The sequence below is a fragment of the Nocardioides sp. Arc9.136 genome (assembly GCF_030506255.1).
In the GTDB taxonomy this organism is placed as follows: Bacteria; Actinomycetota; Actinomycetes; order Propionibacteriales; family Nocardioidaceae; genus Nocardioides.
The window spans coordinates 2,190,693-2,214,525 of the sequence record NZ_CP113431.1 but is presented as its reverse complement, the minus strand read 5'-3'; the positions used below and the strand labels follow the sequence as shown (position 1 = coordinate 2,214,525).

The following is a 23,833-nucleotide window of genomic DNA, read 5'->3' as shown; positions in this document are numbered from 1 at the left end:
GGCCCGGGCCCGGGTCGACTGCTGTCGGCTCGCCGGGCGCTGGTCAGCCTGGCGGTGGGCGCCGTCGCCGGCGTCGGCGTCGGACTGGGAGCGAGCCCCCGGGTGGCGCCGCTCGTCACCTGGACGGTCACCGTCGCCGTCCTCCTCACCTGGGTGTGGCGCAGGAGCTGGCCGCAGGACGCTGGAGGGACGGAGCACCTCGCCGAGCAGGAGAGCAGGACCCGGTCGACCGACGTCTGGCTGCTCGCGGGGGCCGTCGCGAGCCTCGGCGTCGTCGCGCTGGCGCTGGTGCAGTCCAGTGGCCAGCGCAACGCGACGGCCGTGACGTCGGTGCTGCTCAGCGTCCTCAGCGTCGCGTTGTCGTGGACCCTGGTGAACACCGTGTACGCCTTCAAGTACGCGCGGCTGTACTACGTCGACGAGCCCGACGCGGGTGGGATCGACTTCAAGCAGGAGGCTCCTCCGGCCTACAGCGACTTCGCGTACCTGGCGTTCACGGTGGGGATGTCGTTCGCCGTCGCCGAGACCGAGCCGACGTCGACCCGCACGAGGAAGGTCGCGCTGGGCCACGCCCTTCTCTCCTACGCCTTCGGCACCGGCGTGCTGGCGGTGGCCATCAACCTCGTGACGAACCTCGGCCAGTGAGCGGCGGAGCGACGACCCGGGACCCCGCGGCCGAGGGGCCACAGACGAGCGCACCAGGAACCTCAACGAGTGGCAGACAGATGGAGGCAAGCATGCGAGCGATGGTCTACCGCGGGCCCTACCGGATCCGCGTCGAGGAGAAGGACATCCCGGCGATCGAGCACCCCAACGACGCCATCGTCCGGGTGACGCGGGCCGCGATCTGTGGATCCGACCTGCACCTGTACCACGGCATGATGCCCGACACCCGGGTCGGCATGACGTTCGGGCACGAGTTCATCGGAGTGGTCCACGAGGTCGGTCCGTCTGTGGAGAGGCTCCAGCGGGGAGACCGGGTCATGGTGCCGTTCAACGTGTTCTGCGGGACGTGCTTCTTCTGCGCGCGGGGGCTCTACTCCAACTGCCACAACGTGAACCCCAACGCGACCGCCGTCGGCGGGATCTACGGCTACTCCCACACGTGCGGCGGGTACGACGGTGGCCAGGCCGAGTACGTCCGGGTTCCGTTCGCCGACGTGGGCCCGGGGTTGGTACCGGAATGGATGGACGACGACGACGCGGTGCTCTTCACCGACGCGCTCCCGACCGGCTACTTCGGGGCGCAGCTCGGGGACATCGTGGAGGGTGACGTGGTCGTGGTGTACGGCGCCGGGCCGGTGGGTCTGTTCGCGGCCCGGTCGGCGTGGCTCATGGGCGCCGGACGCGTGATCGTCGTCGACCACCTCGACTACCGGCTCGACAAGGCGCGCGGGTTCGCCCACGCCGAGGTCGTCAGCTTCACCGAGCACCACGACGTCGTCCGCCATCTCAAGCACCTGACCGACGGCCTGGGCGCCGACGTCGTCATCGACGCGGTCGGCGCAGAGGCCGACGGCAGCCTCCTCCAGCACGTGACCTCCGCGAAGCTCAAGCTCCAGGGCGGGTCGCCGGTCGCACTGAACTGGGCGATCGACACCGTCCGCAAGGGCGGCACCGTGTCGGTCGTGGGCGCCTACGGGCCGTTGTTCAGTGCGGTCAAGCTCGGTGACGCGATGAACAAGGGGCTCACCCTCCGCATGAACCAGTGCCCGGTCAAGCGGCAGTGGCCACGCCTGTTGGAGCACGTCCGCAACGGCTACTTCAAGCCCAGCGACATCGTCACCCACCACGTGCCGCTCGAGCACATCACCGAGGGCTACCACATGTTCTCGGCCAAGCTCGACCAGTGCATCAAGCCCATCGTCGTCACCAGCGCGGCCTGAGCCGGGAGGAAGACGCCATGCCGTACACACCCCACAAGCCCCCGCTCGCCGAGAGCAGCGAGGACCTTCGAGCACGGATCCCCGGCTGGGGTGCCGACGCCGACCGGGCCGACCGTCCCTCCGTGCCGCGGGAGCGGTTCGACCCCACCTTCGCGGGCGCCCACTGGGAGCACCCGGACCGGCAGCCGGAGAAGTGGCCCCGGGAACGCTCGGTGGAGCACACCCGGCTCCCACCGGTGTTCGGCACGACCTGCCCGCCCGCAGGGCTCTCCGGCACCGTTCGCAAGCTGGCCTACGCGAGGTACAGCGAGGGGCAGGCCGCGCACTGGCTGCTGCTGATCGCGGCGGACCGGGTCGACGCCGTCGAGAGCGCGCTGCGCTCGATGCTCACCCTGCGCCCGGACAACCCCATCACGCAGACCGGCGTGCAGGCCGAGGTCACCCACCACGGGCTGAGGTCGCGGCTCAGGCACGACCGCGCGGACGTCAAGCACCACTGGATGGACCCGTTCATCGTCGGCGCCCCGTGGGCGCTCGCGGTCGTGCTCGTCGTCCGAGCGGTGAGGCGCGTGCGTCGGCTCACCTAGTCCTCTCGCCCGCACTCCCTCGAGGGGTGGAGGTGTCGTCGGGTGCCTCCCGCCGAGGCGTTCGCGTCCCGCCCCGCGCTCGGGCGCGGCGCGTCACGTCCGGGGTGCGACAACCGCCGCCGGTAGGAGGTCGGGGTGGTCGCACAGGCACCACCGCCACGCAGTTCCGCGCCGCAATCGGCGGCGGAGCGCGCTCGCCGCCGGATCGCCGCGCCCTCCCCGCGCGCGTCAGGCGGCGGAGGTGGCCCGCCGACGGCGGAGCCCGAGCATGTAGGGCATCCCGGAGCCAGCCACGGTCAAGGTCCGGCCGAGGCGCCCGAGGAGGGTCGGGTCCGGCGGTGCGGCGAGCGAGGGGTCGGCGAGGTCGGCGACGTCGACGAAGTACCCGCGTGTCGGTCCGATCCCCTCCAGGTCCTGCAGGACCTCGTGGGAGGCCGTCGCCACCGTGTCGTCGCGGAGCCGGTGGAGGTCCTCGGAGAGCAGGACGTACTCCGGGATCCCCACCGGGTTCTTGAGCATCCGGTGGACGAGGATGACGTCGATCCCCACCAGCTTGTGCCGCTTCCTGATCGTCTGGGTGGCGACCTCGCCGATGTGCGCGACGAACTTCAGCCGCAGGCTGTCCACCTCGTTGCACCCCTGGCAGGGGCACAGGTTCGTGGAGACGTAGCGGCGCTCGAGGTGGAACGCGCGGTGCATCGCCGCGGCGACCTCGAACGTGGCCCTGACCGCCGCGCCGTCGGTCAGGGTGTCGGCGGGACGGGACAGGAACGCCGCGTCGCCCTCGATCTCGACCAGGTCGAACCCCGAGGCCGCGTCGATGACGCGGTCCAGCAGCCTCGACATGTTCACCTCCGCGTGCGCCAGGCTCATGCGGTGCGTCCGCATGTAGGTGGTGTAGCCGCTGACGTCGGCGATCACCAGCAGTGCTCGCTCGGGCGCCGTGCCGGGGGACCTAGCCATGGGGAGCTCCTGGAGGGGGGTCGGGGCGGGGCCCGTCCACCCCGCCGGTCGGGCTGAAGCGGTCGAGCCTGGACGCGACCGTCGTACCGGCGTCGCGGGCGCTCGGCGGGTAGCCCAGGACGACCGCGAGGAAGTGCTCGGACCGCAGGGACTGCAGCCGGAGCGGCTGCGTCGCCCGGATGCCGGCCGTCCGGCGGACCTGCCGCAGCAGGGCGATCTCCCCGAACCCCTCGCCGGGGCCCAGCCTCGCGACGACCTCGCCGTCGCCGACCACCACGGCCTCGCCCGACTCGATGACGAAGTAGCGGTCGCCGACGTCGCCCTGCTCGAAGACGGTGGCACCGGCGGGTACGTCGACGGGCTGCATGCCGCGGGCGAGCTGCTCGACGGCGGGCAGGGGCAGGAAGCCCAGCATCGGGACACGCCGCAACGTCGCGATCTCCTCGTCACGCACGCTGAGCGAACGGTCCATCCGGCGGAGCCGCGGCCAGGCGAGCGCCGCGGCGACCGGGCACAGGACCCCGACGACGACCAACGTGGCGCGGATGCCGGCCAGCTCGACGACCACCGAGGTCAGCACGGCTCCCAGGCCCATCGAGAGGGCGACCAGGCTCTCCAGCACGCCGAAGACCCGTGCCAGCACCTCGTCGGGTGCGATCCGGCCGAGCAGGGTGAAGCCCCCCAGGTCGGTCAGCGCGTTGCCGACGCCGACGCACGCGAGCATCGCCAGCGCGGTCGTCTCGTGCGGGAGCACGCCGATCACGATCACCGGTAGTCCCCACAGGGAGACACCGAGGGCGAACCACCCGCCCAGCCGCCGGGTGTCGAGCAGCAGCGCGGCGGCGAGCGACCCGAGGACGGCGCCGGCGCCGATCGCGGCGGTCAGCAGCCCGGCGCCGGACTCGCCGGTCCGGAGGAGGTCGATCGCGACCACGACGGTGAGCACCGTGAGCGCGCCTCGGGTCAGGGTCTGCGCGACGGCGAGGCCCATGATCAGCGCCAGGTCACCGCTCCGGCGGACCGCCCGGATCCCCTCCGCGGCGGACCGGAGCAGAGCGCCCTCCGGGGGCGCCGACGGGCGCGGGGGCGCGTCGTAGCGCAGGCGGGCCACGAGGAACGCCGCCCACAACGAGGCGGCCGAGGCGACGGCGAAGACCGAGGTCACCCCGGCGACGCCCAGCAGGAGCGCCGCCAGCAGCGGACCCAGCAACGTCGCCACCGAGTCCAGGAGACCGCGCACGACGTTGGTGCTCGTGAGCTCGTACCCGGAGCGGCACAACGAGGGCAGCAGCGCCGAGTGCGCCGGCCGGTAGAGGGTCGCGGCGATCGTGGAGACGACGGCCAGGACGTAGACCAGGCTCGAGGGTCCCGACAAGCCCACGACGAGCGCGGCCGCAGCCGTGGCCACGCCGCGCACCGTGGAGACCACGACCAGGACCCGCTCCCTGCGGCCCCGGTCCGCCAGCGGCGTCAGCACCGGGGCGAGCAGCGCGGAGGGTGCCATGCGGAGGAGCCCGACGAGTCCGACGGCCGTCGCCCCGCCGTCGCGGTACGCCACGATCCCGAGCCCCACGGTGAAGGCCCACTCGGCGGTCCAGGCGCCGAGGAAGCTGAGCTGCGCGCGCCGCAGGCAGGGGTTGCGTGCGTTGCTGGCGAGGGCGGCCGCGGCCCTGCCCAGTCGGCCACCGGCCTCCGTGTCGGGACGGGGTCCCGCGGGCTGCTCGCGCACGGTCTCGGGGCTCAACTCTCGCTAGGCGATCGCCCAGGCGCGGATCTGCTCCGCCGATCGCGGTCCTCCTGCATCGTCATCGATCCGCGAGCCGTTGCCAAGGGATCCGGCACGCCGGAGCGCACGCGGGTGCACCGCGTCGAGGACCGGGGCTGTTGGGGGTAGCGAGTCAGCGGGTCAGCGAGACCGTGGAGCCGTGCCGGGACTTCGCCACGAGCAGCTGCGTGGGGATCCGGTCGCGCATCTCGGCGACGTGGCTGACGACGCCGACGACCCGGCCGCCGTCGCGCAGGGAGTCGAGGGTGTCCATGACGTCGTCGAGGGTGTCGGCGTCGAGGGAGCCGAAGCCCTCGTCCACGAACAGCGTGTCGAGCGCGGCGCCGCCGACCTCGTTGGTGATCACGTCGGCCAGGCCGAGGGCGAGGGCCAGGGACACCACGAAGGTCTCGCCGCCCGACAGCGTCGCGGGGTCGCGGGCCTCGCCGGACCAGTCGTCGCGGACCAGCAGCGAGAGGCCGCCGCGGGTCTCGCCGGCGCCCCGACGGCCGGTGTGCTCGAGGGAGTAGCGCTGGTCGCTCATCCGGGCCAGCCGCTCGTTCGCGGCGGCGACGACCTGGGAGAGCCGGTAGGCCAGCACGTACGCCGAGAGCCGCATCTGCAGGAGGTTGTCGGCGGACTTGCCCTCGACGAAGGAGCACAGGCGGCTCGTGAGCTCCAGCTCCGAGCGGAGCGGCGCCCACTCCTCCAGTGCGGCGGAGAGCGCGTCCCCGAGGTCCGCCAGCCGGGCCGCACGGGCCGACCACAGCGCCTCCGCGGCACGCGCGGTGCTCAGCGCGGTGAGGGCACCGCGGTGCTCGACGGCGAGACGATCCAGGTCGGGCAGGAGAGCGGTCGCCACCTCGTCGGCCCCCGGCTCGCGCAGCACCTCGGTCACCGCCGCCAGCCGGCGCTCGTGGGTGGACAGGCGCTGCTCGAGCCGCTCGCAGGCGCGCTGGTCGAGCAGCGCGGCGGCCGCCTCGTCGGCAGAGCCGAAGCCGGCCGCGACGACCGCCTCGTCGAGGGCCGCCTCCGCCTCGGCGACGGCGCGCTCGGCCTCCGCGAGCCGGTCGAGCGCGACCAGCGCCTCGCCGCACGCGCGCTCCACGGACCGGTGGTGGCGCAGCAGGCCGTCCAGGTCCCGGACGGCGTCCCCGGTCGGCACCAGCCAGTCGTGCGCGCCGAGTGCCTCGGCCAGCTCGGCACCGAGGCTCTCGGCCTCCTCGGCCAGGGACCGGCCGGTCGCCTCGAGGCGCGCGGCCTCGGCGACGAGGGTCTCGACCTCGGCGGAGGCGGTCGCGGAGTCGGGCGCCGACCGACCACCGGCCGCGGTGAGCAGCGCCTGCAGCGCGCGGTCGAGCTCGGCCCGCTCCGCCTCGAGGAGCGCGACGCTCCCGGCGCCGGCGGCGGCCTCGGCGTGCTCGAGGCGGGTGGTGAGCTCGCGCACCTCGACGTCGCGCAGGTGCTCGACGGACGCGGCGTCGTCGACGGCCCGCTGGGCCTGCTTCTCGGCCCGCTCGTCGGGGGCGTCGGGACCGGGCACGGCCTTGACGGGGTGGTCGTCGGAGCCGCACACCGGGCAGCAGGCGCCGACGGCCAGCGCACCGGCGAGCTCGGCGGCCATGCTGTCCAGCCGCGCGCGGCGTACGTCGGCGGCGTGCTCGCGCGCGGTCAGCGTGGCCTCGCGCGACTCGTGCCAGGCCTCCCGGGCGACGGTGAGCTGCTCGCGAAGCCGCGCGACCGTCGCGTGCGCCTCGGCCCGGACGGCCAGGCCGTCGAGCGTGGCGCGCACCTCGACCGCCTCGCACCGCGCCCGCGCCTCACCGACCTGGCGCTCGACCCGCCGGACGAGCCCGGCTATCCGTTCGAGCTCGCCGTGGACGGTCCCGAGGCGGGCGGCGCGGGGCTGCAGCGCGCGGACGTGCGCGGCGGCGTCGACGGCGGCGTCGAGCTCGGCCCGCACCTCGTGCCGGTCGTCGCGGGTGACCGCCGCGGCAGCGGTGCCGCGGGTGTGCTGCGCCTGGTCGAGCAGCCGCAGCCAGGGGGCGACGGTGGCGGCGCGCCGGCCGGTGTCGAGCGCGATCCGGTCGCGGGCCACGTCGTCGGCGTCGGCCAGGAGCCGGCGGTGCTCGGCGGCGGCGGCGTCGATCCGCGCGCGCCGCTCGGTGAGGGCGCGGCCGGACTCCAGAGCCGTCCGGGCCGCAGCCTCGGCGGAGACGGCCGAGACCGCTGCCTCGACGGCGGAGGCCGAGGCGGTGGCGGCGCGGGACGCGAGCTCGTGGACCCAGCCGAGGAGCGCGCCGTCCCCAGCCGGCTCGGTCAGGTCCCGCACGTCCCACGGCACGGGCGTCTCGACGACCTCGCTGACCCGGCTGGCCAGGTCGGCGACCCCCTGGTGGGCCGACTCCGACCGGCGCCGCAGGTCCAGCCGCCGGTCGCGCAGCCAGCGCTCGACGTCGGCGAACCGACCGGTGCGGAAGAGCCGCTGCAGCAGCTCGTGGCGCTCCTCGGACCGCGCCCGCAGGAAGGCCTGGAACCGGCCCTGCGGGAGCATCGCGACCTGGGTGAACTGGGTGAGGTTCATGCCCAGCAGCTCCGCGACCTGGTGGCCGGTCTCGTCGAGCCGGGAGGACAGCGGGACCCACGCACCGGCGACGAGCTCGGAGAGCGTCACCGAGGCCTGCTGGGTGGTGGTGCCGGACCCGCGCTTCTTGGGCCGCTCCCAGGCGGGGGAGCGCACGATCCGGAAGCGCCGGCCGGCCAGGGTCGCCTCGAGGGTCACCTGGGGCGCGACGCCCGCGGCGGCGCCGTCGCACCGCAGCCGCTTGGCGCTGGACCGGTCGCCCGGGACGTCGCCGTACAGCGCGAAGCACACGGCGTCCAGGACGCTCGTCTTGCCGGCACCCGTCGGGCCCGACAGCAGGAAGAGGCCGGCGGCGGAGAGGTGGTCGAAGTCAACCCGGACCGTGTCGGCGAAGGGGCCGAACGCGGTCGCCTCCAGGACGTGCAGCCTCACCCGGCCACCCCCGACGACAGTCCGGCCCGCTCCGCGACGGCGCGGTCGAGGTCGGGGTCGTCGCAGCACGCGTCGACGGCGGCGTCGAGGAGCGCGCGCTCCTCGGCGGTCGGGCCGGTGCCGCGCAGGTCGCGGACGAAGGCGTGCGCGATGTCGTGGTCGGTGCGACCGGCGGTGCGGGTCGCGGGCGCGGCACCGAGGCCGGGCGGCGGAGTCGCGAAGCCCAGGACGAGCGCGTGCGGGAAGCGCCGGCGGAGCCGGTCCATCGCCTGGAGCGGCCGGACCTCGTCGGTGAGCGTGGCCTGGACCCAGGAGCCCTCGTGCCGCTCGTGGCGCGGGTCCTCAAGCAGGCCGGCGAGGTTGCCGGTGAGCCGGGCGAGCGGCCGGGGAACCGGCGCCTCGACGTACTCGGCGTGGACCGCGCCGTCGGCGGCGAGGTCGACCAGCCAGGAGCCCTTGCGGTGGTCGGTCTCGGAGAAGGAGTAGGCGAGGGGCGACCCGCTGTACCGGACCCGGTCGGTCAGCACGTGCCGACCGTGCAGGTGGCCCAGCGCGACGTAGTCGATGCCGTCGAAGAGCGTGGTCGGCACGATCGAGACCCCGCCGACGGAGATGTCGCGCTCGGAGTCGCTCGGCTGGGCGCCCGCCACGAACGCGTGCGCCAGCACCACCGACCGGGTGCCGGGCCGGGTCGCGAGGTCGGCCCGGACACGTGCCATCGCCTCGGTCAGCGCGGCCTCGTGCGAACGGCGAGGCAGCTCCCAGGGGGCGGCCACCGCGTGCGGGTCGAGGTAGGGCAGCGCGTGCACGGCGACCGGGCCGTGCTCGTCCTCGAGCAGCACCGGCGTGCCCACGCCGGCGGGGTCGGTGCGGATGAAGACCCCGGCCGCGTCGATGAGCCGTGAGCTGAAGCCGAGGCGCTGGGCGCTGTCGTGGTTGCCGCTGGAGACGACGACCCGCGCCCGCGACGCGGCGAGCCGGACCAGGACGTCGTCGGCCAGCCGGACCGCGTCGACGTGGGGGAGGGCGCGGTCGTAGACGTCGCCCGCGACCACCACGAGGTCGACCCGCTCGGACTCGACGACCTCGAGCAGGTGGTCGGCGAAGGCGGCCTGGTGGACGAGCATCTCCTCACGGTGGAACGACCGGCCCAGGTGCCAGTCGGAGGTGTGGAGGATGCGCACAGGAGGACCGTAGGAGGCCGCGCCGACAGTCCCTCGGACCCACGCCGCGGAGGGCTCAGGTGTAGCGCACGCAACGCCGCTGGGAGGTGAACCCGTAGAGCACCAGCCCCGCCTCGGCGGCCAGTCCTGCCGACAGGCTGGTCGGCGCACCGACCGATGCGAGCGCGCCGACCCCGGCGGCCAGGGCCTTCTGCACCAGCTCGAAGCCCGCCCGGCCGCTGACGACGAGCACCGACTCGGCCGGCGACAGCCCGGCGAGCACGCGCGCGCCCGTCACCTTGTCCACCGCGTTGTGGCGGCCGACGTCCTCACGCACGACCAGCGGCTCGCCGGCGGCGGTGAAGAGCCCGGCCGCGTGCACGCCGCCGGTGCGGTCGAAGACGCGCTGCCCGCCGCGCAGCACGTCGGGCAGGCCGCGCACGACGTCGGCGTCGGGCAGGTCGCCGGTCCAGCGCGCCGCGGCGCTCACCGTGAGCGCTGAGGCGACCGAGTCCTTGCCGCAGACCCCGCACGCCGAGGAGCCGGAGGAGAACGTGTCGTGCCGGTGGCCCGGGTCGGCCGCGGGCGGGCCGTCGAGGGTGACCGTGACGACGTTGAACTCCTGCTCGGGGGAGAGGTCGGCGTCGGTGCAGTACGCCACCCCGGCGATCGCGCCGCGGCCCTCCGGGCCGACGATCCCCTCGTGCACCAGCCACCCGGCCGCCAGCTCGAAGTCGTTGCCCGGCGTGCGCATCGTGACCCAGACCCGGCGCGCCGCCGCGCCCGGCCAGGCCAGGCGGATCTCGAGCGGTTCCTCGGTGGCCAGCCGGTCCTCGTGGCGGCGCTCGGTGCCGTCGGCGAGCAGCTCGTGCACCCGCGTCCGCACGGTCGGGCCCGGTCGCCGCGCCTTCACCGCCGCGCCCTCACGCGCCGTACCGCTCACGGGTGCGGACCATCCGCTCGAGCCGGTCGGCGCACTCGTCGAGACGGCGGCGCAGCGAGACGTCGAGCGAGCCGTCGGCGAGCAGCGCACGGGCCCGGTCGAGCGTCGGGCGGTCGAGCGCGGTCACCGGGAAGAACGCCTCCGCGGCGTCGGCGAGGACCCAGCCGCTGCGGACGGCGGCGGTGCCGGGCAGGTCGGCGAAGTAGCGCTCGACGTACGGCGCGGTCACGTCGGCCTGGCTCGGCTGCCACAGCCCGATCCCGGCCGCCTCGATCTCGTAGTTGCTCGCCTCGGCGGCGCCGGTGAACCGCGCCCAGGCCCACTCCTTCGCCGCCTCCTCCGGCAGCGCGGCCCGGGCCCGCGTGTGGTGCACCGTCGCGGCGGCCGTGGGGGAGTCCGCGAGCGCGGCGTCGAGCTCGGCGACGTCGGTCGCGCCGAGGACGGCCAGCCGGTGCAGCAGCCGCCAACGCACGTCGGCGTCGACGTCGATGCCCTCCGGCGCGGCCTGGAGCCACCCGCGCAGGACCTCGGGATCGCCGGCGGAGCGGACGGAGGCGCGGAACGCCGCGAGCTGGCCCTCGGAGCCCGGCTCGAGGGCGGCCAGCCGGGCGACGGCCGCCTCGTGGACCCGCTCGACGGAGCCCTCCGGCGCGAGCGGCAGCAGGGTGGAGAACACCCACGGGATCGTGCGTCGCGGCATCCCGCTCTGGAAGGGGTCCTCGGGGTCCTCGACCGGGAACCGCGAGACGACCAGGTCGACGACGGCCGCGGGGTCGGCGGCGGCGTCGTGCACCGCGGTCCGGACGTTGTTCCAGACGCCGGCCAGCAGGCCGGGGTCCTCGATGCCGGGCAGCACGGCCGGCAGCGCGGAGAGCGTGGTCGCGTCCGCGCGGACCGCCGCCCACGTGTCGTCGTAGGGGTCCAGCACGACGGCGGCGTCGCCGGCGTCGAACGCCGTCTCCGGGCCGTCGACCACCACCCGCCGGACGTCCCACCCGCCCTCGCCGGCGACGGCCACGCGCAGGGTGTGCGAGCGGTCGGCCGGCTGCGCCGGGGGAGGGGTACGGCGCAGCACGCCGGACGCGCGGTCGAGCTCGATCGTGTCGGGGCCGGCCGTGCGCAGCCACTGCTCGGTGAAGGAGGAGAGGTCGTGGGCGCCGGCCCGCTCCCAGCTCGCGAACAGGTCGTGCATCGTCGCGTTGCCGAACCGGTGCCGGGTGAGGTGGTCCACCACCCCGCCGAGGAACACCTCGTCGCCGAGGGTCGCCGCGAGCTGGCGCAGCACCGTCGAGCCCTTGGTGTAGGAGATGCCGTCGAAGTCCTGCAGGGCGGCGGTCGCGTCCACGGCGCCGTTGCCGGCGACCGGGTGGGTGCCGGGGCCGAGGTCCGCGACGAGGCCCCACTGCCGGCGGGCGTAGGAGGTGTCGACCCACGCGTCGGCGTACTCGGTGGCGTCGGCGGTGACCCGGTTGCCCATGTACTCCGCGAAGGACTCGTTGAGCCACAGGTCGTCCCACCAACGCGGCGTCACCAGGTTGCCGAACCACTGGTGGGCCATCTCGTGCGCGACCGTCGTGGCCCGGTTGATGCGCGCGCCCCGGGTCACCCGGGTGTCGAAGACGAGCTGGTCGCGGAAGGTGACGCAGCCGGGGTTCTCCATCGCTCCGGCGTTGAACTCCGGCACGAACGCCTGGTGGTAGTCGCCGAAGGGGTAGCGGATCCCGAAGAGCCGGTGCAGCTCGTCGAAGGACTGCCGGGTCAGCGTGAAGAGCTCCTCGGCCTCCCGCTCGAGCGCCGGCGCCAGGCTCGCCCGGGCGCTCAGGCCCAGCGCGATGCCGTCGTGCTCGTCGCGCAGCACGTGGTAGGGCCCGGCGACCACCGTGACGAAGTACGTCGACAGCGGCTGGGTCGGCCCGATCGTCCACAGGCCGGGCTCCGGGCTGGTCGCCGGCGCGTTCCCGACGACCGTCCAGCCCGTCGGAGCGAGCACCGTGAAGGTGTAGGGCGCCTTCAGGTCGGGCTGGTCGAAGCAGGCGAAGACGCTCGGTGCGGCGTCCATGAACGACATGCCGTAGACGTAGTGCTGCCCGTCCGCGGGGTCGACGCTGCGGTGCAGGCCCTCGCCGTCGTTGCGGAACCGCATCGTCGCCTCGACGACCAGCTCGTTGGGGCCGGAGGCCGTCTCCAGCGGCAGCCGGCCCCGGTCGAGGGCGTCGGGGTCCAGCGGGGTCCCGTTGAGGACCACCCGGTGCACCCGGGCCGGCTTGAGGTCGACGAACGTCGGCCCGCCGAGGGAGTCGAAGCGGATCGTCGTGACCGACCCGAAGGTCGACTCGTCCGCGGCCAGGTCCAGGCGGACGTCGTAGGACTCGACGGTGAGGAGGTCCGCGCGGGCCTCCGCCTCGACGCGCTGCAGGCTGCGGTGGGGGGTGCTCACGCGGCCACCCTACGGAGCGGTCGGCGTCCCTCCGGCCCGCCCGGCCGGAGATCGTGACCCCACCGAGACCCGAGGCAACCAAATCTCCGGTCGCGGCGTCGTACGTTGCAGCGAGCGTGCTCCACGCTCCGTTGTCCGGGAGGAAAGAACACATGACGACCACTCGACGCCGGGGCACCGCCCTGCTCTCCCTCACCGCCGCGACAGGGTTGCTGCTCGGGACAGCAGCCCTCGGCACCGGCCCGGCCACCTCGGCCGAGCCCGCCGGCGACTGCACACCTGCCTTCCCGGTCTCCGAGCTCGCCGAGGGCGACGCCGTCAGCGGTCTCACGGTCACCCGGGGCACCACGCCCGAGTCCTTCACCGGCGAGGTGATCGGGGTCTACGACGACGGCATCGGCCCCGACCTCGACATGGTCATGGTCCGCGTGGACATGCCGGAGGTCGACAAGGCCGGCATCTGGCAGGGCATGTCCGGCTCGCCGGTGTACGCCGCCGACGGCCGCCTCATCGGGGCCGTCGCCTACGGCCTGGCCTTCGGCCCCTCGCCGGTCGCGGGCGTCACCCCGTTCGCCGACATGGACGACTACCTCGCCGAGCCGCCGGCCGCCAAGGTCCCGGTCGGCAGGAAGCTGGCCGCCAGCATCGCCCGCTCGACCGACGTCACGCCGGCCCAGGCGGCGCAGGGGCTCCGACAGCTCCCGATGCCGGTCGGGGTCTCCGGCGTCAGCGCCCAGCGGGTCGCCGGCACCGAGGACCGGCCCTACTTCCCGAAGGGTGCGAGGGCCGTCGCGGGCGGCTCCGCCGCCGCGGCGGGCCCGGAGACGATCGTCCCGGGCGGCAACATGGCCGCCTCCCTCTCCTACGGCGACGTGACCCAGGCCGGCGTCGGCACCGCCACCTCGGTCTGCAACGGCCGGGTCGTGGGCTTCGGCCACCCGATGTCCTTCGAGGGCGAGACCACCATGAGCCTCCACCCGGCCTCCGCGCTCTACATCCAGGAGGACCCGGTCGGGCCCGGCTTCAAGGTCGCCAACCTCGGCGCCCCGGTCGGCACCGTCTCCGAGGACCACCTGACCGGCATCACCGGCTTCCTCGGCCGGCTGCCGCGGGCGACCACGATCGCCAACACCGCGACGTACGACGGCCGCACCCGCACCGGCACGAGCAAGAACACCGTCGACAGCGCCGCGGCCAGCACGACCTACTACCAGGTCATCGCCAACCACGACCGGGTCGTCGACGCGATCATGCCCGGCTCGGAGACGATGAGCTGGAAGGTCACCGGCACCGACACCGACGGCTCGGCCTTCTCGCTCTCCTTCAGCGACCGCTACGCCTCGGAGTACGACATCACCGGCGACGCGGGCTACGAGCTCGCCGACCTCGTCTACGCCCTGAGCCAGATCGACGGGGTCGAGCTCGACTCGGTCACCAGCCAGTCCGTGGTGAGCGACGACAGCGACACCTACCGCGTCCGCAGCATCCAGCAGCGCCGCGGCGGCGAGTGGGTCACCCTGGGCAAGGGCGAGCGCGCCGAGGCCCGGGCCGGCGGGAAGCTCGTGCTCCGTGCCGCGCTCTCCGGGCCGGAGGGCACGACGTACGTCCCGGTCACCATGCGTGTCCCCGCCTCGGCGAAGGGCATGAAGGGCCAGGTCTCGGTGGAGGGCGGCGGCTGGCTGTGGACCGGCGGCACCATCGGCTCGGTCGCCAAGGCCGAGCGGGTCGTGGCCGGCATGGTCCGCAACGACGCCCTCCAGGCGAACCTCTCCCTGGTCAAGCGCCGCAAGGAGGTCGAGAAGTCCAAGGTCACCGGGCCCACCGACCGCGTCGTGTACGGCGCCAAGCGGGTCCGCGTCGTCGTGCGGTGACGTCATGACCCCGGGCCGCCCAGGCCCACCCCTGATCCACCCAGCAGCGCAGCGGCACCACCTCCGGGCGGGCCGGGAGCACCAGCTCCCGGCCCGCTCGGCGCGTCCGGGGGCGCGTCCGGGCGGCGGGTACGTCGCGGGAGCCGTCGGGTACCCCGATGGGCATGACGTCCATCGCGAACCAGACCGTCGCCGAGCTGGGCGGGGAGTGGAGCATCCTCCACCGCCAGCGTCGCGACCACATCCGACTCGACGAGCTCCTGCACCGGCTCGAGGCCGCCGAGGGCACCGAGCAGCGCACGGTGCTGCGCGAGATCAACCGGCTGGTCTTCCCGCACGCCTTCGCCGAGGAGTCGGTCTTGTGGCCGGCGCTGCGGCGCATCCTCCCCGGTGACGAGGGCGAGCGGCTGACCCTCCAGGTCGAGCAGGAGCACCAGGAGGTCAACCACCTGGTGGTCCGGCTGGACTCCGAGGAGCTCACCGAGGCCGAGCGCCGTCCGGTCGTCGAGCGGCTCATCGAGGTGCTGCGCGAGGACGTGCGCGACGAGGAGGACGAGCTGCTCCCGCGCCTCCAGCAGCTGGTCGGCGTCCAGCAGCTGCGGGCGCTCGGGCTGGCGTGGGAGGCGGTACGCCGCACGGCGCCGACGCGGCCGCACCCGACGGTCGCCCGCCGCCCACCGGGCAACGCCCTGGCCGGCCTGCCGCTCACGGTCGTCGACCGCACGCGCGACGCCCTGGACCAGGGCGCCGAGCGCGCGGCGGCGCCGACGGCCGAGCGGCTACGCCGCGCGAGCCAGGCCCTGGCCGACGTCGCCGGCCGCGTCGAGCGGGTGGGGGTGCTGCGCGTCGGCGAGGACCCCAGCACCCACGTGGAGGACCCACGTGCGTAGGCCGGTCACGGCGAGCACGGCCGCCGCGGCGAGCAGCCCGGCGGTCGTGCCGGTGACCACGCTGACCAGGACGGCCAGGCCGGCGAGCAGCAGGTTGCGGTGGGTGGTGGAGAGGTGGGTCGGGGACGTCGAGCGGGACATGGTTCCTCCGGGACGGGTTCGTGAGGGGCGTCAGGTGAGGACGAGCAGGGCCGATCCGACGACGATCGCCGGGATCGTGGTGAGCACGGTGGCCAGCAGCGCGGAGCGGTGCTCCATCGCCAGCAGGGGGATGAGCGCGTCGCCGTCCTGGCTGATGCTGTTGGCGACGAGCGTGGAGACCGGCATCCCTCCCGCGAGGAAGAGGCCGGCGAAGACGATCTGCACGGCGCAGCCGGGCACCAGCCCGATCAGCGCGCCGACCAGGACGCCTGCGAAGCCGAGCACCGGCAGCTGGGAGCCGTCGAAGCCGGTGAGGTGGGTCAGCAGCGACCACGCGACGTACGCCGCGGCCACCCAGACTGTCACGAACGACACCTCGTCGGCGCCCTTCGCGAGGACCTGCTGCATCGACGTGGGCTCGCCGTCGACGGTGTCGTCGGCCAGCTTGCAGCCGTTGCGCAGGAAGAACCCGACCGCGAGCACGGAGCCGACCAGGCCGATGGCCAGGTAGGGGTCGACGCCGCCGAGCAGGGAGTGACCGAGCGCCGCGGGGTCGAGCAGCTCGAAGGTCGTCGGGAGGCTGACGGTGGCGCCGGCGCCGAGCAGCAGCCACATCAGGGCCGGCAGGGTGGCCGCCTCCATCAGGAGGGTGCGCCGCCTGGCCGGTGCGGCGCCGGCGGGGAGCGCCGGCGCGGGGGAGACGGGGACGGGCGCCGGTGCCGGGCGGGCGACGGTGTCGACGCGGCGTCGTGGGGCGATGCCCACGGCGTCCACGACGTACCCCGTCGCCGCGCCCGTGGCGACCAGCAGGACCTTCATCTGGAGCGTCAGCACGGGGTCGGCCGCGAGCAGGACCCACGACGCGTCACCCATGGTGGCGACCAGTGCGGAGACCGCCGCGCCGTAGCTGACGGCGCCCCGCGCGTAGACCGACATGACGATGATCGCGCCGCCGCAGCCCGGCGGGACCGTCAGCAGGGCGGCCACCAGCGGGCCCAGCCGGCGGTGACGCTCGAGGGCGTCGTCCAGCCGGTGGCCCCACCGGTGGCGCGCCCAGCCGAAGGGCACCACCAGCAGCGCGACGAACACGCCGACCTCCATGAAGGCGTCGGCCAGGGGTCGCAGCAGCAGCTCGGTCGTCAGGTCGGTCATCAGCGCGTCACCGATCAGGTCTCCCGGGGTCCTGGCTCACTCGCCGGGGGTGAGCTTCTCCTTGGCCTTGCTCAGCAGGTTCTCCGCGCCCTGGCCGTAGGCGCCGGCGGCGTTGCCGGGCTTGCCGGGGCCCTTGCTGCCGTCGTACGTCGCGAACAGCAGCGGGTCCGGAGCCGGGACCTCCTGCACGTCGTCGCCGAGCTGGACACCGGGGGAGAACTGGATCTCCTTGTCCCCGATCAGGGTGGTGCCCTGGGCCCAGCGGCCCTCGGCGGCGGTGCTGCCCTCGTGGAAGCTGTAGAAGGTCCGGCCGGGCTCGTCCTTCTCCTCCGCGGCGAGGGAGTCCTCGATGCCGTCGGTGAAGCCGTCCTCGATCAGCTGCTCGATGCCCAGCAGCCACTGCTGCTGGTGGAAGGTGTCGCGGGCGAGGTTGAACTGGAGGGTGTCCTTGACGCCCGGGTCGTCGGTCATCTGGTAGACCCGGGCGGTCTGGAGCCGGCTCTGCGCCTCCGCGGCGACGTTGCTGCGGAAGTCGGTGAGCAGGTTGCCGCTCGCGACGATGTAGCCGCCGTTCCACGGCACGCCCTGGCTGTTGGTCGGCATCGCGGCGCCGCCGGTGACGATGGCGTGCTGGACGTTCTGCCCGCCGAGGACCGCCGCGAGGGCGGGGTTCGCGGCGGCGGCCTCGGCCTGGGTCTCCGAGGGAGCGCCCTCGAGCAGGCGGGCCATCATGGTCACGAGCATCTCGACGTGGCCGATCTCCTCGGTGCCGATGTCGAGGATCATGTCCTTGTACTTGCCGGGGATGCGGCAGTTCCAGCCCTGCCACAGGTACTGCATCATCACCGTCATCTCGCCGAACTGACCGCCGACGAGCTCCTGCAGCTTGGCCGCGAAGAGTGCGTCCGGCCGCTCGGGCTTGACGTTGTACTGCAGCTCCTTGGTGTGTCGGTACACGGTGCGCGCCTTTCGTCGAGGGTGCGTCGTCCGCACCCGGTGAGCACCACGCTCCTGGTCCGCCGTGACGCCACCGTCCGCCGCGGCGTACGCCGCCCCGCCGCCGCGGGCGTCCCCGTCGCCGTGTGCGGTGGCGTCCTCGCCCCGTCGCACCCGCCGTCGCCCCTCGTCGTCGGTCCGTCGCAGGTCCGTCGCGGGTGCGTAGCGGCCCCGTCACCGCCCCGTCACCGGGGCCAGAAAAACCCCGTGGGGTATGGATGGAGGCAAAGTCGCCGGGGAACCCCGAGGGCATGGAGGTATCGCCGGCGCCGCAGCTGCGGATGTCGCTGTTGGGGGGCTTCTGCCTGCGGTTCGGTGACGACGAGGTCGAGCTGGCCCGTCCGGCCCAACGCCTGCTCGCGCACCTGGCGGTGGTGCACCGGCGGGCGAAGGTGCCGCGGGCCGCCCTCGCCGAGCGGTTGTGGGCCGACGCCGAGCCGGCGCGCGCCACGGCGAGCCTGCGCACGGTCCTGTGGCGGCTGCCGCGTCCGCGCGCCCGGACGCTGGTGGTGTGCACCTCGACCTCCGTCCGGCTCAGCGACGACGTCGCGGTGGACCTGTGGGAGGCCGAGGACGCCGCCCGGGTGCTGCGCGTCGGCGAGCGGCCCGACGCCGCGCTCGCCGGGCTCTGGCGCGACGACCTGCTCCCGAGCTGGCACGACGAGTGGCTCGACGTCGAGCGCGAGAGCTACCGGCAGCTGCGGCTGCACGCGCTCGAGCGGTCCTCGGAGGTGCTCCGCGTCGACGGGCGGCACGAGGAGGCGTTGGGCGCCGCGCTCGAGGCGGTGCGCTCGGAGCCGCTGCGGGAGAGCGCCCACCGGCGGGTGGTCGAGGTCCACCTGGCCGAGGGCAACCACGCCGAGGCGCTGCGGCAGTACGACCGCTACCGGCGCCTGCTCGCCGACGAGCTCGGGCTCTCGCCCTCCCCGGTGATCCGCCGGCTCGTGGGTCCCATGCTCGGTCGCCCGCTCGACAGCGCCGGCTGACCGTCCCCACTAGCCTCGGACCATGGCGACCACGCCCGAGCTCGAGGTCCGCCCGGGCGACCAGGCCGACTGGCAGGACGTGCTGGCCGTCCTGGGGTCCCGGGGGATGCCGGGCCGGTGCGCCTGCCAGCGCTACAAGCTTGCCCGGGGCGAGAGCTTCGCCGCGGTGCCCGACGAGGTCCGGCGCGACCGGCTGCACGAGCAGGTGGACCCGGGCGGCTGCGGGCCGACGGCGGGGCTGGTGGGGTACGTCGACGGCGAGCCGGTGGCCTGGTGCGCCGTCGAGCCGCGCGCGGCGTACTCCGGCCTGGTGCGCAACCACGGGGTGGCCTGGGCCGGACGTGACGAGCGGCGCGACGACCCGGACGTCTGGGCGGTCACCTGCTTCGTCACCCGCACCGGCCACCGCCGGCGCGGGCTGGCCTCGGCGATGGTGCCCGCGGCGGTGGCCCACGCCGCTGCCGCCGGCGCGCGGGTCGTCGAGGGGTACCCGATGACGACCACCGACGCGATCACCGTCGAGCTGCACCCCGGCACCGAGGCGATGTTCACCCGCGCGGGCTTCGAGGTGGTCGCCCGGCCGACCCGTCGCCGCGCTGTCGTGCGCCGGGTGCTCGCCGGGCCGGACGGGCTGCACGAGCCCGGCTAGGTTCCCGCCCATGACCTTCGAGTGGGACGAGTCGCTGCGCGCGTTCGGCGACGCGGGCGACACCTTCGTGCGGTTGACCGCCGCGGTGGCCGGACGCTGGGACCAGCCCGGGTTGGGCGAGTGGGACGTGCGCGCGCTGGTCGGCCACACCACGCGGTCGTTCCTCACCGTGGAGACCTACCTCGGCCGGCCCGCTCCCGCGGTCGAGGTCGACACGCCGGCCGCCTACTTCCGTGCGGCGCGGTCGGTCGCGTCCGGGCCCGAGGTGACCGAGCGCGGTCGCGAGGCGGGACGGGCGCTCGGCGCGGACCCGGCCGCCGAGGTCTCCCGGACCCGCGCCCGGGTGGGCGCCCTGGTGGCGTCCCGCGACGGCGACGAGCTGGTGACCACCGTGGTCGGCGGGATGCGGTTGCGCGACTACCTGCCCACCCGCACCTTCGAGCTGACGGTGCACGCCGCGGACCTCGCCGCCGCGCTCCACGAACCGGCCGTCCCCGCACCGTCCGCGGCACGCCAGGCGCTCCGCATCGTCGAGGACCTCGCGGTGCTGGACGGGCGCGCCGGGCCGCTGCTGCTCGCCGCCACCGGGCGGACCGTGCTGCCCCCCGGTTTCACGGTGCTCTGAAACCGGCACCGAGACGTGCAGCGGCCGCGTCGGTGGGTACCTGCGCCGGATGACGGACACCGCTGAGGGATTCATCGGGCTGGTCGGCGCCGAGGCGCCGAAAGCCTCCGACGGCCGGGCGTCGCTGACCCTCGAGGCCGACGAGCGCCACCTGAACCCTGCCGGCACCGTGCACGGCGGCCTGCTGGCGACCCTCGTGGACACCACGATGGGTGCCGCCATCCGCAGCGCGGTCGGCGAGGAGGTGCCGGCGACCAGCCAGCTCAGCATCACCTACCTGCGTCCGGGGAAGCCCGGACCGCTCGTGGTGTCGGCGGCCGTGCGCAAGCGCGGCGACTCGCTCACGGTCTGCGAGGCCGACGTGGAGCAGGACGGCAGGTCGCTGGTCCACGCGCTGGCGACGTTCGCGCTGCTCGAGCCGTGACCGGCCGGTCCCCGCGCGGGGGTGGCCGGCCGGTCGGCGCGGAGGTCAGAGCCGCACGAGCATCTTGCCGATGTTCTGGCCCTGGTGCAGGCCCAGGAACGCGTCGACGGTGCTGTCCAGTCCGTCGGTGAAGGTCTCCCGGTGCTGGAGCCGGCCCTCGGCCAGCCAGGCGCCGGCGCGGGTGTGGAAGTCGCGGGCGGCGTCGCCGTGGTCGGTGACGATGAACCCGCGCAGCGTGATCCGCTTCTGGACCACCATGAACATGTTGCGGGGGCCGGGCGTCGGCTCGGTGTCGTTGTACGACGCGATGGCACCGCACGCCGCGATCCGGCCGAAGTCGGCCATCCGCTGGATCGCCGCCTCGAGGTGCTCGCCCCCGACGTTGTCGAAGTAGACGTCGACCGGGCCGTGCTCCTTCAGCTGCGCGGCGACGGGCCCGTCGTGGTAGTCGAAGGCGGCGTCGAAGCCGAGCTCCTCGGTCAGCCACCGGACCTTCTCCGGTGACCCGGCGGACCCGACCACCTTGCTCGCGCCCAGCTCGCGGGCGACCTGGCCCGCGACCGACCCGACCGCGCCGGCGGCGCCGGAGACGAAGACCGTGTCGCCCTCCTGCACGGGGGCGATGCGGGTCAGCCCGACGTACGCCGTGAGGCCGGGCATGCCGAGCACGCCGAGGTAGGCGCTCGCGGGCACGCGGGAGACGTCGACCTTGCGGACCTGGTCGACGGGGAGCAGGGCGTGCTCGCGCCACCCGGCCTGGTGCAGGACCGTGTCGCCGGGGGAGAGCCGGTCGTCGCCCGAGGCCAGGACCTCCCCGACGGCGCCGCCCTCGAGCGGGGCGTCGAGGGCGAAGGGCGGCACGTAGGACTTCGCGTCGTTCATCCGACCCCGCATGTAGGGGTCGACCGAGAGGACCGTGTTGCGGACCAGCACCTCGCCGGGCCCGGGATCGGGCAGCTCGGTGGTGACGGTGCGGAAGTTCTCCGGCACCGGCCAGCCGGAGGGACGGGAGGCCAGATGGATCTCGCGGGTCGTCGTGGACATGGGCCCGATCCTGCCAACCGGGTGGGCACCCGACGCAGCAGGGCCCCGACCGCGGTGGTCGGGGCCCTGCTGCGGTGTCACGGGTGCGTCAGGGCTGGAGGCCCAGCGCGAACTCCACCTGTCCGCTCGGGTCGACGGCGGCGTCGAGCACCTTGTCGTCGAGCATGACCGCGGACGCCTCGTCGAGGTAGACGGTGGCGCCGGACTGCTCGACCACCTGGTCACCCGGCTCGGCGGCCTCGGCGGCCGTCACCGCGAAGGTGGGCTCCGCGCCGCTCTCGGAGGTGATGCGCAGGCCGAACGTCTCGGGCAGCCCGGGCTGGGTGGAGATGTCCTTCACGATGGTGCTGGCGTTCTCGGTGAGGGTGAGCACGGCTCGCCTCCTCCAGATCGTGTGCAGGTCCCGACCCACCGTTCCCGACACGTCGCGGTGGCACAAGTCGGCGCCGGGACCGGGCGTGTCGTGGCAGGGTGGCGCCGTGCCGAAGCCGCCGGACCTCCGCCGCTCCCGCGTGCCTCGGTGGCGGGACGTGCCACGCCAGGACGGCCGCCGGTTCGTGGTCACCGGCGCCAGCAGCGGGATCGGCCTCGAGACCGCGCGGGCACTGGTCGGCGCCGGCGCCGAGGTGGTGCTCGCGGTCCGGGACCGCTCGAAGGGCGAGCGGGTGGCCGCCGGGCTCTCCGCCGGGCCGTCCGCTGGGCCGGGTGCGACCGGCCGCGCCGAGGTGCGCGTGCTGGACGTCGCCGACCTGTCCTCGGTGCACGACTTCGCCGAGGGCCTGGACCGGGTCGACGTGCTCGTCAACAACGCCGGCGTGCTGGGGATGCCGCTCGGCCGCACCGTCGACGGGTTCGAGACCACGCTGGCCACCAACCACCTCGGCCACTTCGCGCTGGCGAACCTGCTGCTGCCCCGGCTCACCGACCGGGTGGTCGTGACGGGGTCGCGCTCCCACCTGCACGGCCGGCTCGACGTCGACGACCTCGGCTGGGAGCGGCGCACCTACCGCCCCTACGCGGCGTACGCCGCCTCCAAGCTCGCCAACCTGCTCTTCCTCGCCGAGCTGCAGCGGCGGCTGACCGCGTCCGGCTCGACCCTGCGCGCGACCGGCGCGCACCCCGGCTCGACCGCCACCTCGATCACCGCCAGCTCCGGCAGCGCCGCGCTGGCCTGGGTCGGGTCCTGGGGCCACCGGCTCGCCGGCATGGAGCCGTGGCAGGGGGCGCTCCCCACGCTGTACGCCGCCACGATGGACGTCCCGGGCAACACCTACGTCGGTCCGCACGGTCCCGGCGAGATGCAGGGCTGGCCGACCACCGCCCGCCGGGCGCCCGCCGCCCTCGACCCCGACCTGGCCCGCCGGCTCTGGGAGCGGTCCGAGGAGCTGACCGGGGTGCGGTTCCCGTTCTGAACGCGCGAACGGGGTCGTGTGCCCGAGCACGCGCCGCGGCGCGTCCCCGGGCACACGACCCCGGACGGGTCTGGTCACATGGTGTTGACGATGAGCCCGATGTGGGTGAAGTAGTTCATCACCCCGAACAGCGCGAACGCCGCACCGGTGACGACCCAGCTCCCGCCGGTGACCTTCGCCGCGAGCGAGCCGCGGATGCCCTTGGCGGCCGCGGCGAGGGCGAACGGGAACGCGATGGCCCCGACGCCGACCAGGCCGAGCAGGCCGGACATGAAGATCGCCTCGACGAGCGGCCACTCCGCGAACTCACCGGAGATGGGCTCCTGCGGGGGAGCGGCGAAGAGCTGGTACTTGATGCCGGCGACCGCGATGGCCACCAGCGCGCCGCCGAGGAACCCGGCGAAGATGCTCAGCGGGCGCGCGACGCGCACCAGGACCTGGAGCGGGTCCGGGGTGGCGGCCAGCGCCGCGCCCCGGCGCCACAGGTAGAGCGCGGCGGCCAGCAGCAGCACGCCGAACCCGAGGCTGGTCTCGCCGAAGATGATGTTGTCGAACGGGAACCCGCCGGCCGCCAGCGGCCAGGTGAGCGTCATGTGCAGGCCGGTGGCGGTCAGGATCCCGCCCAGCACGCCGAAGTTCAGCGCCCACCCGTCGGTGTCGACCTCCGCCGGGCGACGGACGAGGTCGCGCGCGAGCAGGACGAGACCGAGGAGGCCGACGCCGGCGGCCACGGCCATGATGGTGTTGTAGGTGGGCATCGCTGCCCAGTCGATCTTCAGGTCGGCTGCCTGAGGTGCGAGTGCGACAGTCATCGTCGTCGCCTTTCATCGTGTGGAGGGGCGATCTGCCCGTGACCACCAAAACGAAACGTGCGTCTAGGTTA

Annotated in this window: 21 protein-coding genes; 10 read left to right on the top strand and 11 right to left on the bottom strand. The window is 74.4% G+C overall.

Annotated elements, in window-relative coordinates; translation table 11 throughout:
- Positions 1 to 54 precede the first annotated feature (54 nt).
- The 3 genes from OSR43_RS10800 (at position 55) to OSR43_RS10790 (ending at position 2,473) form a co-directional block, all read left to right on the top strand.
- On the top strand, positions 55 to 645 hold the full coding sequence (locus OSR43_RS10800; RefSeq protein ID WP_302266581.1) for a DUF1345 domain-containing protein: 591 nt from the start codon (positions 55 to 57) through the stop codon (positions 643 to 645).
- A gap of 92 nt (positions 646 to 737) precedes the next feature.
- Positions 738 to 1,886, top strand: coding sequence for a zinc-dependent alcohol dehydrogenase (locus OSR43_RS10795; RefSeq protein WP_302266580.1), 1,149 nt, complete (start codon positions 738 to 740; stop codon positions 1,884 to 1,886).
- Positions 1,887 to 1,903: 17 nt separating this feature from the next.
- Entirely contained in the window at positions 1,904 to 2,473 is a 570-nt protein-coding gene (locus OSR43_RS10790; RefSeq protein WP_302266579.1) for a hypothetical protein, read from the top strand.
- 228 nt (positions 2,474 to 2,701) lie between these two features.
- Here OSR43_RS10790 and OSR43_RS10785 read toward each other — a convergent pair whose 3' ends face one another.
- The 6 genes from OSR43_RS10785 to pepN form a co-directional block, all read right to left on the bottom strand.
- Positions 2,702 to 3,436, bottom strand: coding sequence for a DUF2652 domain-containing protein (locus tag OSR43_RS10785; protein WP_302266578.1), 735 nt, complete (start codon positions 3,434 to 3,436; stop codon positions 2,702 to 2,704).
- Positions 3,429 to 5,180, bottom strand: a complete 1,752-nt coding sequence (locus OSR43_RS10780; protein WP_302266577.1) for an MFS transporter — start codon at positions 5,178 to 5,180, stop codon at positions 3,429 to 3,431. The genes OSR43_RS10785 and OSR43_RS10780 overlap by 8 nt, the downstream gene beginning before the upstream one ends.
- Before the next feature lie 154 nt (positions 5,181 to 5,334).
- A complete protein-coding gene (locus tag OSR43_RS10775; RefSeq protein ID WP_302271549.1) occupies positions 5,335 to 8,217 on the bottom strand; it encodes an SMC family ATPase in 2,883 nt (960 codons plus the stop codon).
- Positions 8,214 to 9,401, bottom strand: a complete 1,188-nt coding sequence (locus tag OSR43_RS10770) for an exonuclease SbcCD subunit D (protein WP_302271548.1) — start codon at positions 9,399 to 9,401, stop codon at positions 8,214 to 8,216. The genes OSR43_RS10775 and OSR43_RS10770 overlap by 4 nt, the downstream gene beginning before the upstream one ends.
- Before the next feature lie 55 nt (positions 9,402 to 9,456).
- Positions 9,457 to 10,323, bottom strand: coding sequence for a formate dehydrogenase accessory sulfurtransferase FdhD (locus tag OSR43_RS10765; protein WP_302271547.1), 867 nt, complete (start codon positions 10,321 to 10,323; stop codon positions 9,457 to 9,459).
- Positions 10,304 to 12,760, bottom strand: coding sequence for an aminopeptidase N (gene pepN / locus OSR43_RS10760; protein WP_302271546.1), 2,457 nt, complete (start codon positions 12,758 to 12,760; stop codon positions 10,304 to 10,306). The genes OSR43_RS10765 and pepN overlap by 20 nt, the downstream gene beginning before the upstream one ends.
- A gap of 152 nt (positions 12,761 to 12,912) precedes the next feature.
- Here pepN and OSR43_RS10755 point away from each other — a divergent pair, with 152 nt between their 5' ends.
- Positions 12,913 to 14,631 (top strand): SpoIVB peptidase S55 domain-containing protein, encoded by a 1,719-nt coding sequence (locus OSR43_RS10755; protein WP_302271545.1) that lies wholly within the window; start codon positions 12,913 to 12,915, stop codon positions 14,629 to 14,631.
- A 164-nt stretch (positions 14,632 to 14,795) separates the two neighbouring features.
- On the top strand, positions 14,796 to 15,521 hold the full coding sequence (locus tag OSR43_RS10750) for a hemerythrin domain-containing protein (protein WP_302271544.1): 726 nt from the start codon (positions 14,796 to 14,798) through the stop codon (positions 15,519 to 15,521).
- A gap of 171 nt (positions 15,522 to 15,692) precedes the next feature.
- Here the strand turns inward: OSR43_RS10750 and OSR43_RS10745 are convergent, their stop codons facing one another.
- Together OSR43_RS10745 and OSR43_RS10740 are read right to left on the bottom strand one after the other, a co-directional pair.
- Positions 15,693 to 16,814 (bottom strand): putative manganese transporter, encoded by a 1,122-nt coding sequence (locus tag OSR43_RS10745; RefSeq protein ID WP_302271542.1) that lies wholly within the window; start codon positions 16,812 to 16,814, stop codon positions 15,693 to 15,695.
- A gap of 36 nt (positions 16,815 to 16,850) precedes the next feature.
- Positions 16,851 to 17,771 (bottom strand): manganese catalase family protein, encoded by a 921-nt coding sequence (locus OSR43_RS10740; RefSeq protein WP_302271541.1) that lies wholly within the window; start codon positions 17,769 to 17,771, stop codon positions 16,851 to 16,853.
- Between the two features lie 290 nt (positions 17,772 to 18,061).
- Here OSR43_RS10740 and OSR43_RS10735 point away from each other — a divergent pair, with 290 nt between their 5' ends.
- The 4 genes from OSR43_RS10735 to OSR43_RS10720 are packed head-to-tail and all read left to right on the top strand — an operon-like array spanning position 18,062 to position 20,494.
- Positions 18,062 to 18,796 carry a BTAD domain-containing putative transcriptional regulator gene (locus tag OSR43_RS10735; protein ID WP_302271539.1) on the top strand — a complete coding sequence of 245 codons (735 nt, stop codon included), beginning with the start codon at positions 18,062 to 18,064 and terminating at the stop codon, positions 18,794 to 18,796.
- A 22-nt stretch (positions 18,797 to 18,818) separates the two neighbouring features.
- The gene (locus tag OSR43_RS10730; RefSeq protein WP_302271537.1) at positions 18,819 to 19,445 is read left to right on the top strand and encodes a GNAT family N-acetyltransferase; all 627 of its coding nucleotides are present in this window, start codon (positions 18,819 to 18,821) and stop codon (positions 19,443 to 19,445) included.
- A gap of 10 nt (positions 19,446 to 19,455) precedes the next feature.
- Entirely contained in the window at positions 19,456 to 20,070 is a 615-nt protein-coding gene (locus tag OSR43_RS10725; RefSeq protein ID WP_302271536.1) for a maleylpyruvate isomerase N-terminal domain-containing protein, read from the top strand.
- Between the two features lie 49 nt (positions 20,071 to 20,119).
- On the top strand, positions 20,120 to 20,494 hold the full coding sequence (locus OSR43_RS10720; protein ID WP_302271535.1) for a PaaI family thioesterase: 375 nt from the start codon (positions 20,120 to 20,122) through the stop codon (positions 20,492 to 20,494).
- Positions 20,495 to 20,539: 45 nt separating this feature from the next.
- Here the strand turns inward: OSR43_RS10720 and OSR43_RS10715 are convergent, their stop codons facing one another.
- Positions 20,540 to 21,538, bottom strand: coding sequence for an NADP-dependent oxidoreductase (locus OSR43_RS10715; RefSeq protein ID WP_302271534.1), 999 nt, complete (start codon positions 21,536 to 21,538; stop codon positions 20,540 to 20,542).
- An 88-nt stretch (positions 21,539 to 21,626) separates the two neighbouring features.
- A complete protein-coding gene (locus tag OSR43_RS10710) occupies positions 21,627 to 21,911 on the bottom strand; it encodes a Fe-S cluster assembly protein HesB (RefSeq protein WP_302271532.1) in 285 nt (94 codons plus the stop codon).
- Positions 21,912 to 22,068: 157 nt separating this feature from the next.
- Between OSR43_RS10710 and OSR43_RS10705 the strand changes: the two genes are divergently transcribed.
- A complete protein-coding gene (locus OSR43_RS10705; RefSeq protein WP_302271529.1) occupies positions 22,069 to 22,950 on the top strand; it encodes an oxidoreductase in 882 nt (293 codons plus the stop codon).
- A 74-nt stretch (positions 22,951 to 23,024) separates the two neighbouring features.
- Here the strand turns inward: OSR43_RS10705 and OSR43_RS10700 are convergent, their stop codons facing one another.
- Complete coding sequence (locus OSR43_RS10700) at positions 23,025 to 23,762, bottom strand: DUF981 family protein (protein ID WP_302271527.1); 738 nt, start codon at positions 23,760 to 23,762, stop codon at positions 23,025 to 23,027.
- Positions 23,763 to 23,833 lie beyond the last annotated feature (71 nt).

Excerpts from the sequence above, each read along its gene's own strand:
- OSR43_RS10785 (WP_302266578.1), bottom strand. The coding sequence starts at position 3,436 with ATGGCTAGGTCCCCCGGCACGGCGCCCGAGCGAGCACTGCTGGTGATC.
- OSR43_RS10745 (WP_302271542.1), bottom strand. The coding sequence starts at position 16,814 with ATGACCGACCTGACGACCGAGCTGCTGCTGCGACCCCTGGCCGACGCC.
- OSR43_RS10700 (WP_302271527.1), bottom strand. The coding sequence starts at position 23,762 with ATGACTGTCGCACTCGCACCTCAGGCAGCCGACCTGAAGATCGACTGG.
- OSR43_RS10795 (WP_302266580.1), top strand. The coding sequence starts at position 738 with ATGCGAGCGATGGTCTACCGCGGGCCCTACCGGATCCGCGTCGAGGAG.
- OSR43_RS10715 (WP_302271534.1), bottom strand. The coding sequence starts at position 21,538 with ATGTCCACGACGACCCGCGAGATCCATCTGGCCTCCCGTCCCTCCGGC.
- OSR43_RS10735 (WP_302271539.1), top strand. The coding sequence starts at position 18,062 with ATGGAGGTATCGCCGGCGCCGCAGCTGCGGATGTCGCTGTTGGGGGGC.
- OSR43_RS10725 (WP_302271536.1), top strand. The coding sequence starts at position 19,456 with ATGACCTTCGAGTGGGACGAGTCGCTGCGCGCGTTCGGCGACGCGGGC.
- OSR43_RS10755 (WP_302271545.1), top strand. The coding sequence starts at position 12,913 with ATGACGACCACTCGACGCCGGGGCACCGCCCTGCTCTCCCTCACCGCC.
- OSR43_RS10720 (WP_302271535.1), top strand. The coding sequence starts at position 20,120 with ATGACGGACACCGCTGAGGGATTCATCGGGCTGGTCGGCGCCGAGGCG.
- OSR43_RS10730 (WP_302271537.1), top strand. The coding sequence starts at position 18,819 with ATGGCGACCACGCCCGAGCTCGAGGTCCGCCCGGGCGACCAGGCCGAC.
- OSR43_RS10750 (WP_302271544.1), top strand. The coding sequence starts at position 14,796 with ATGACGTCCATCGCGAACCAGACCGTCGCCGAGCTGGGCGGGGAGTGG.
- OSR43_RS10790 (WP_302266579.1), top strand. The coding sequence starts at position 1,904 with ATGCCGTACACACCCCACAAGCCCCCGCTCGCCGAGAGCAGCGAGGAC.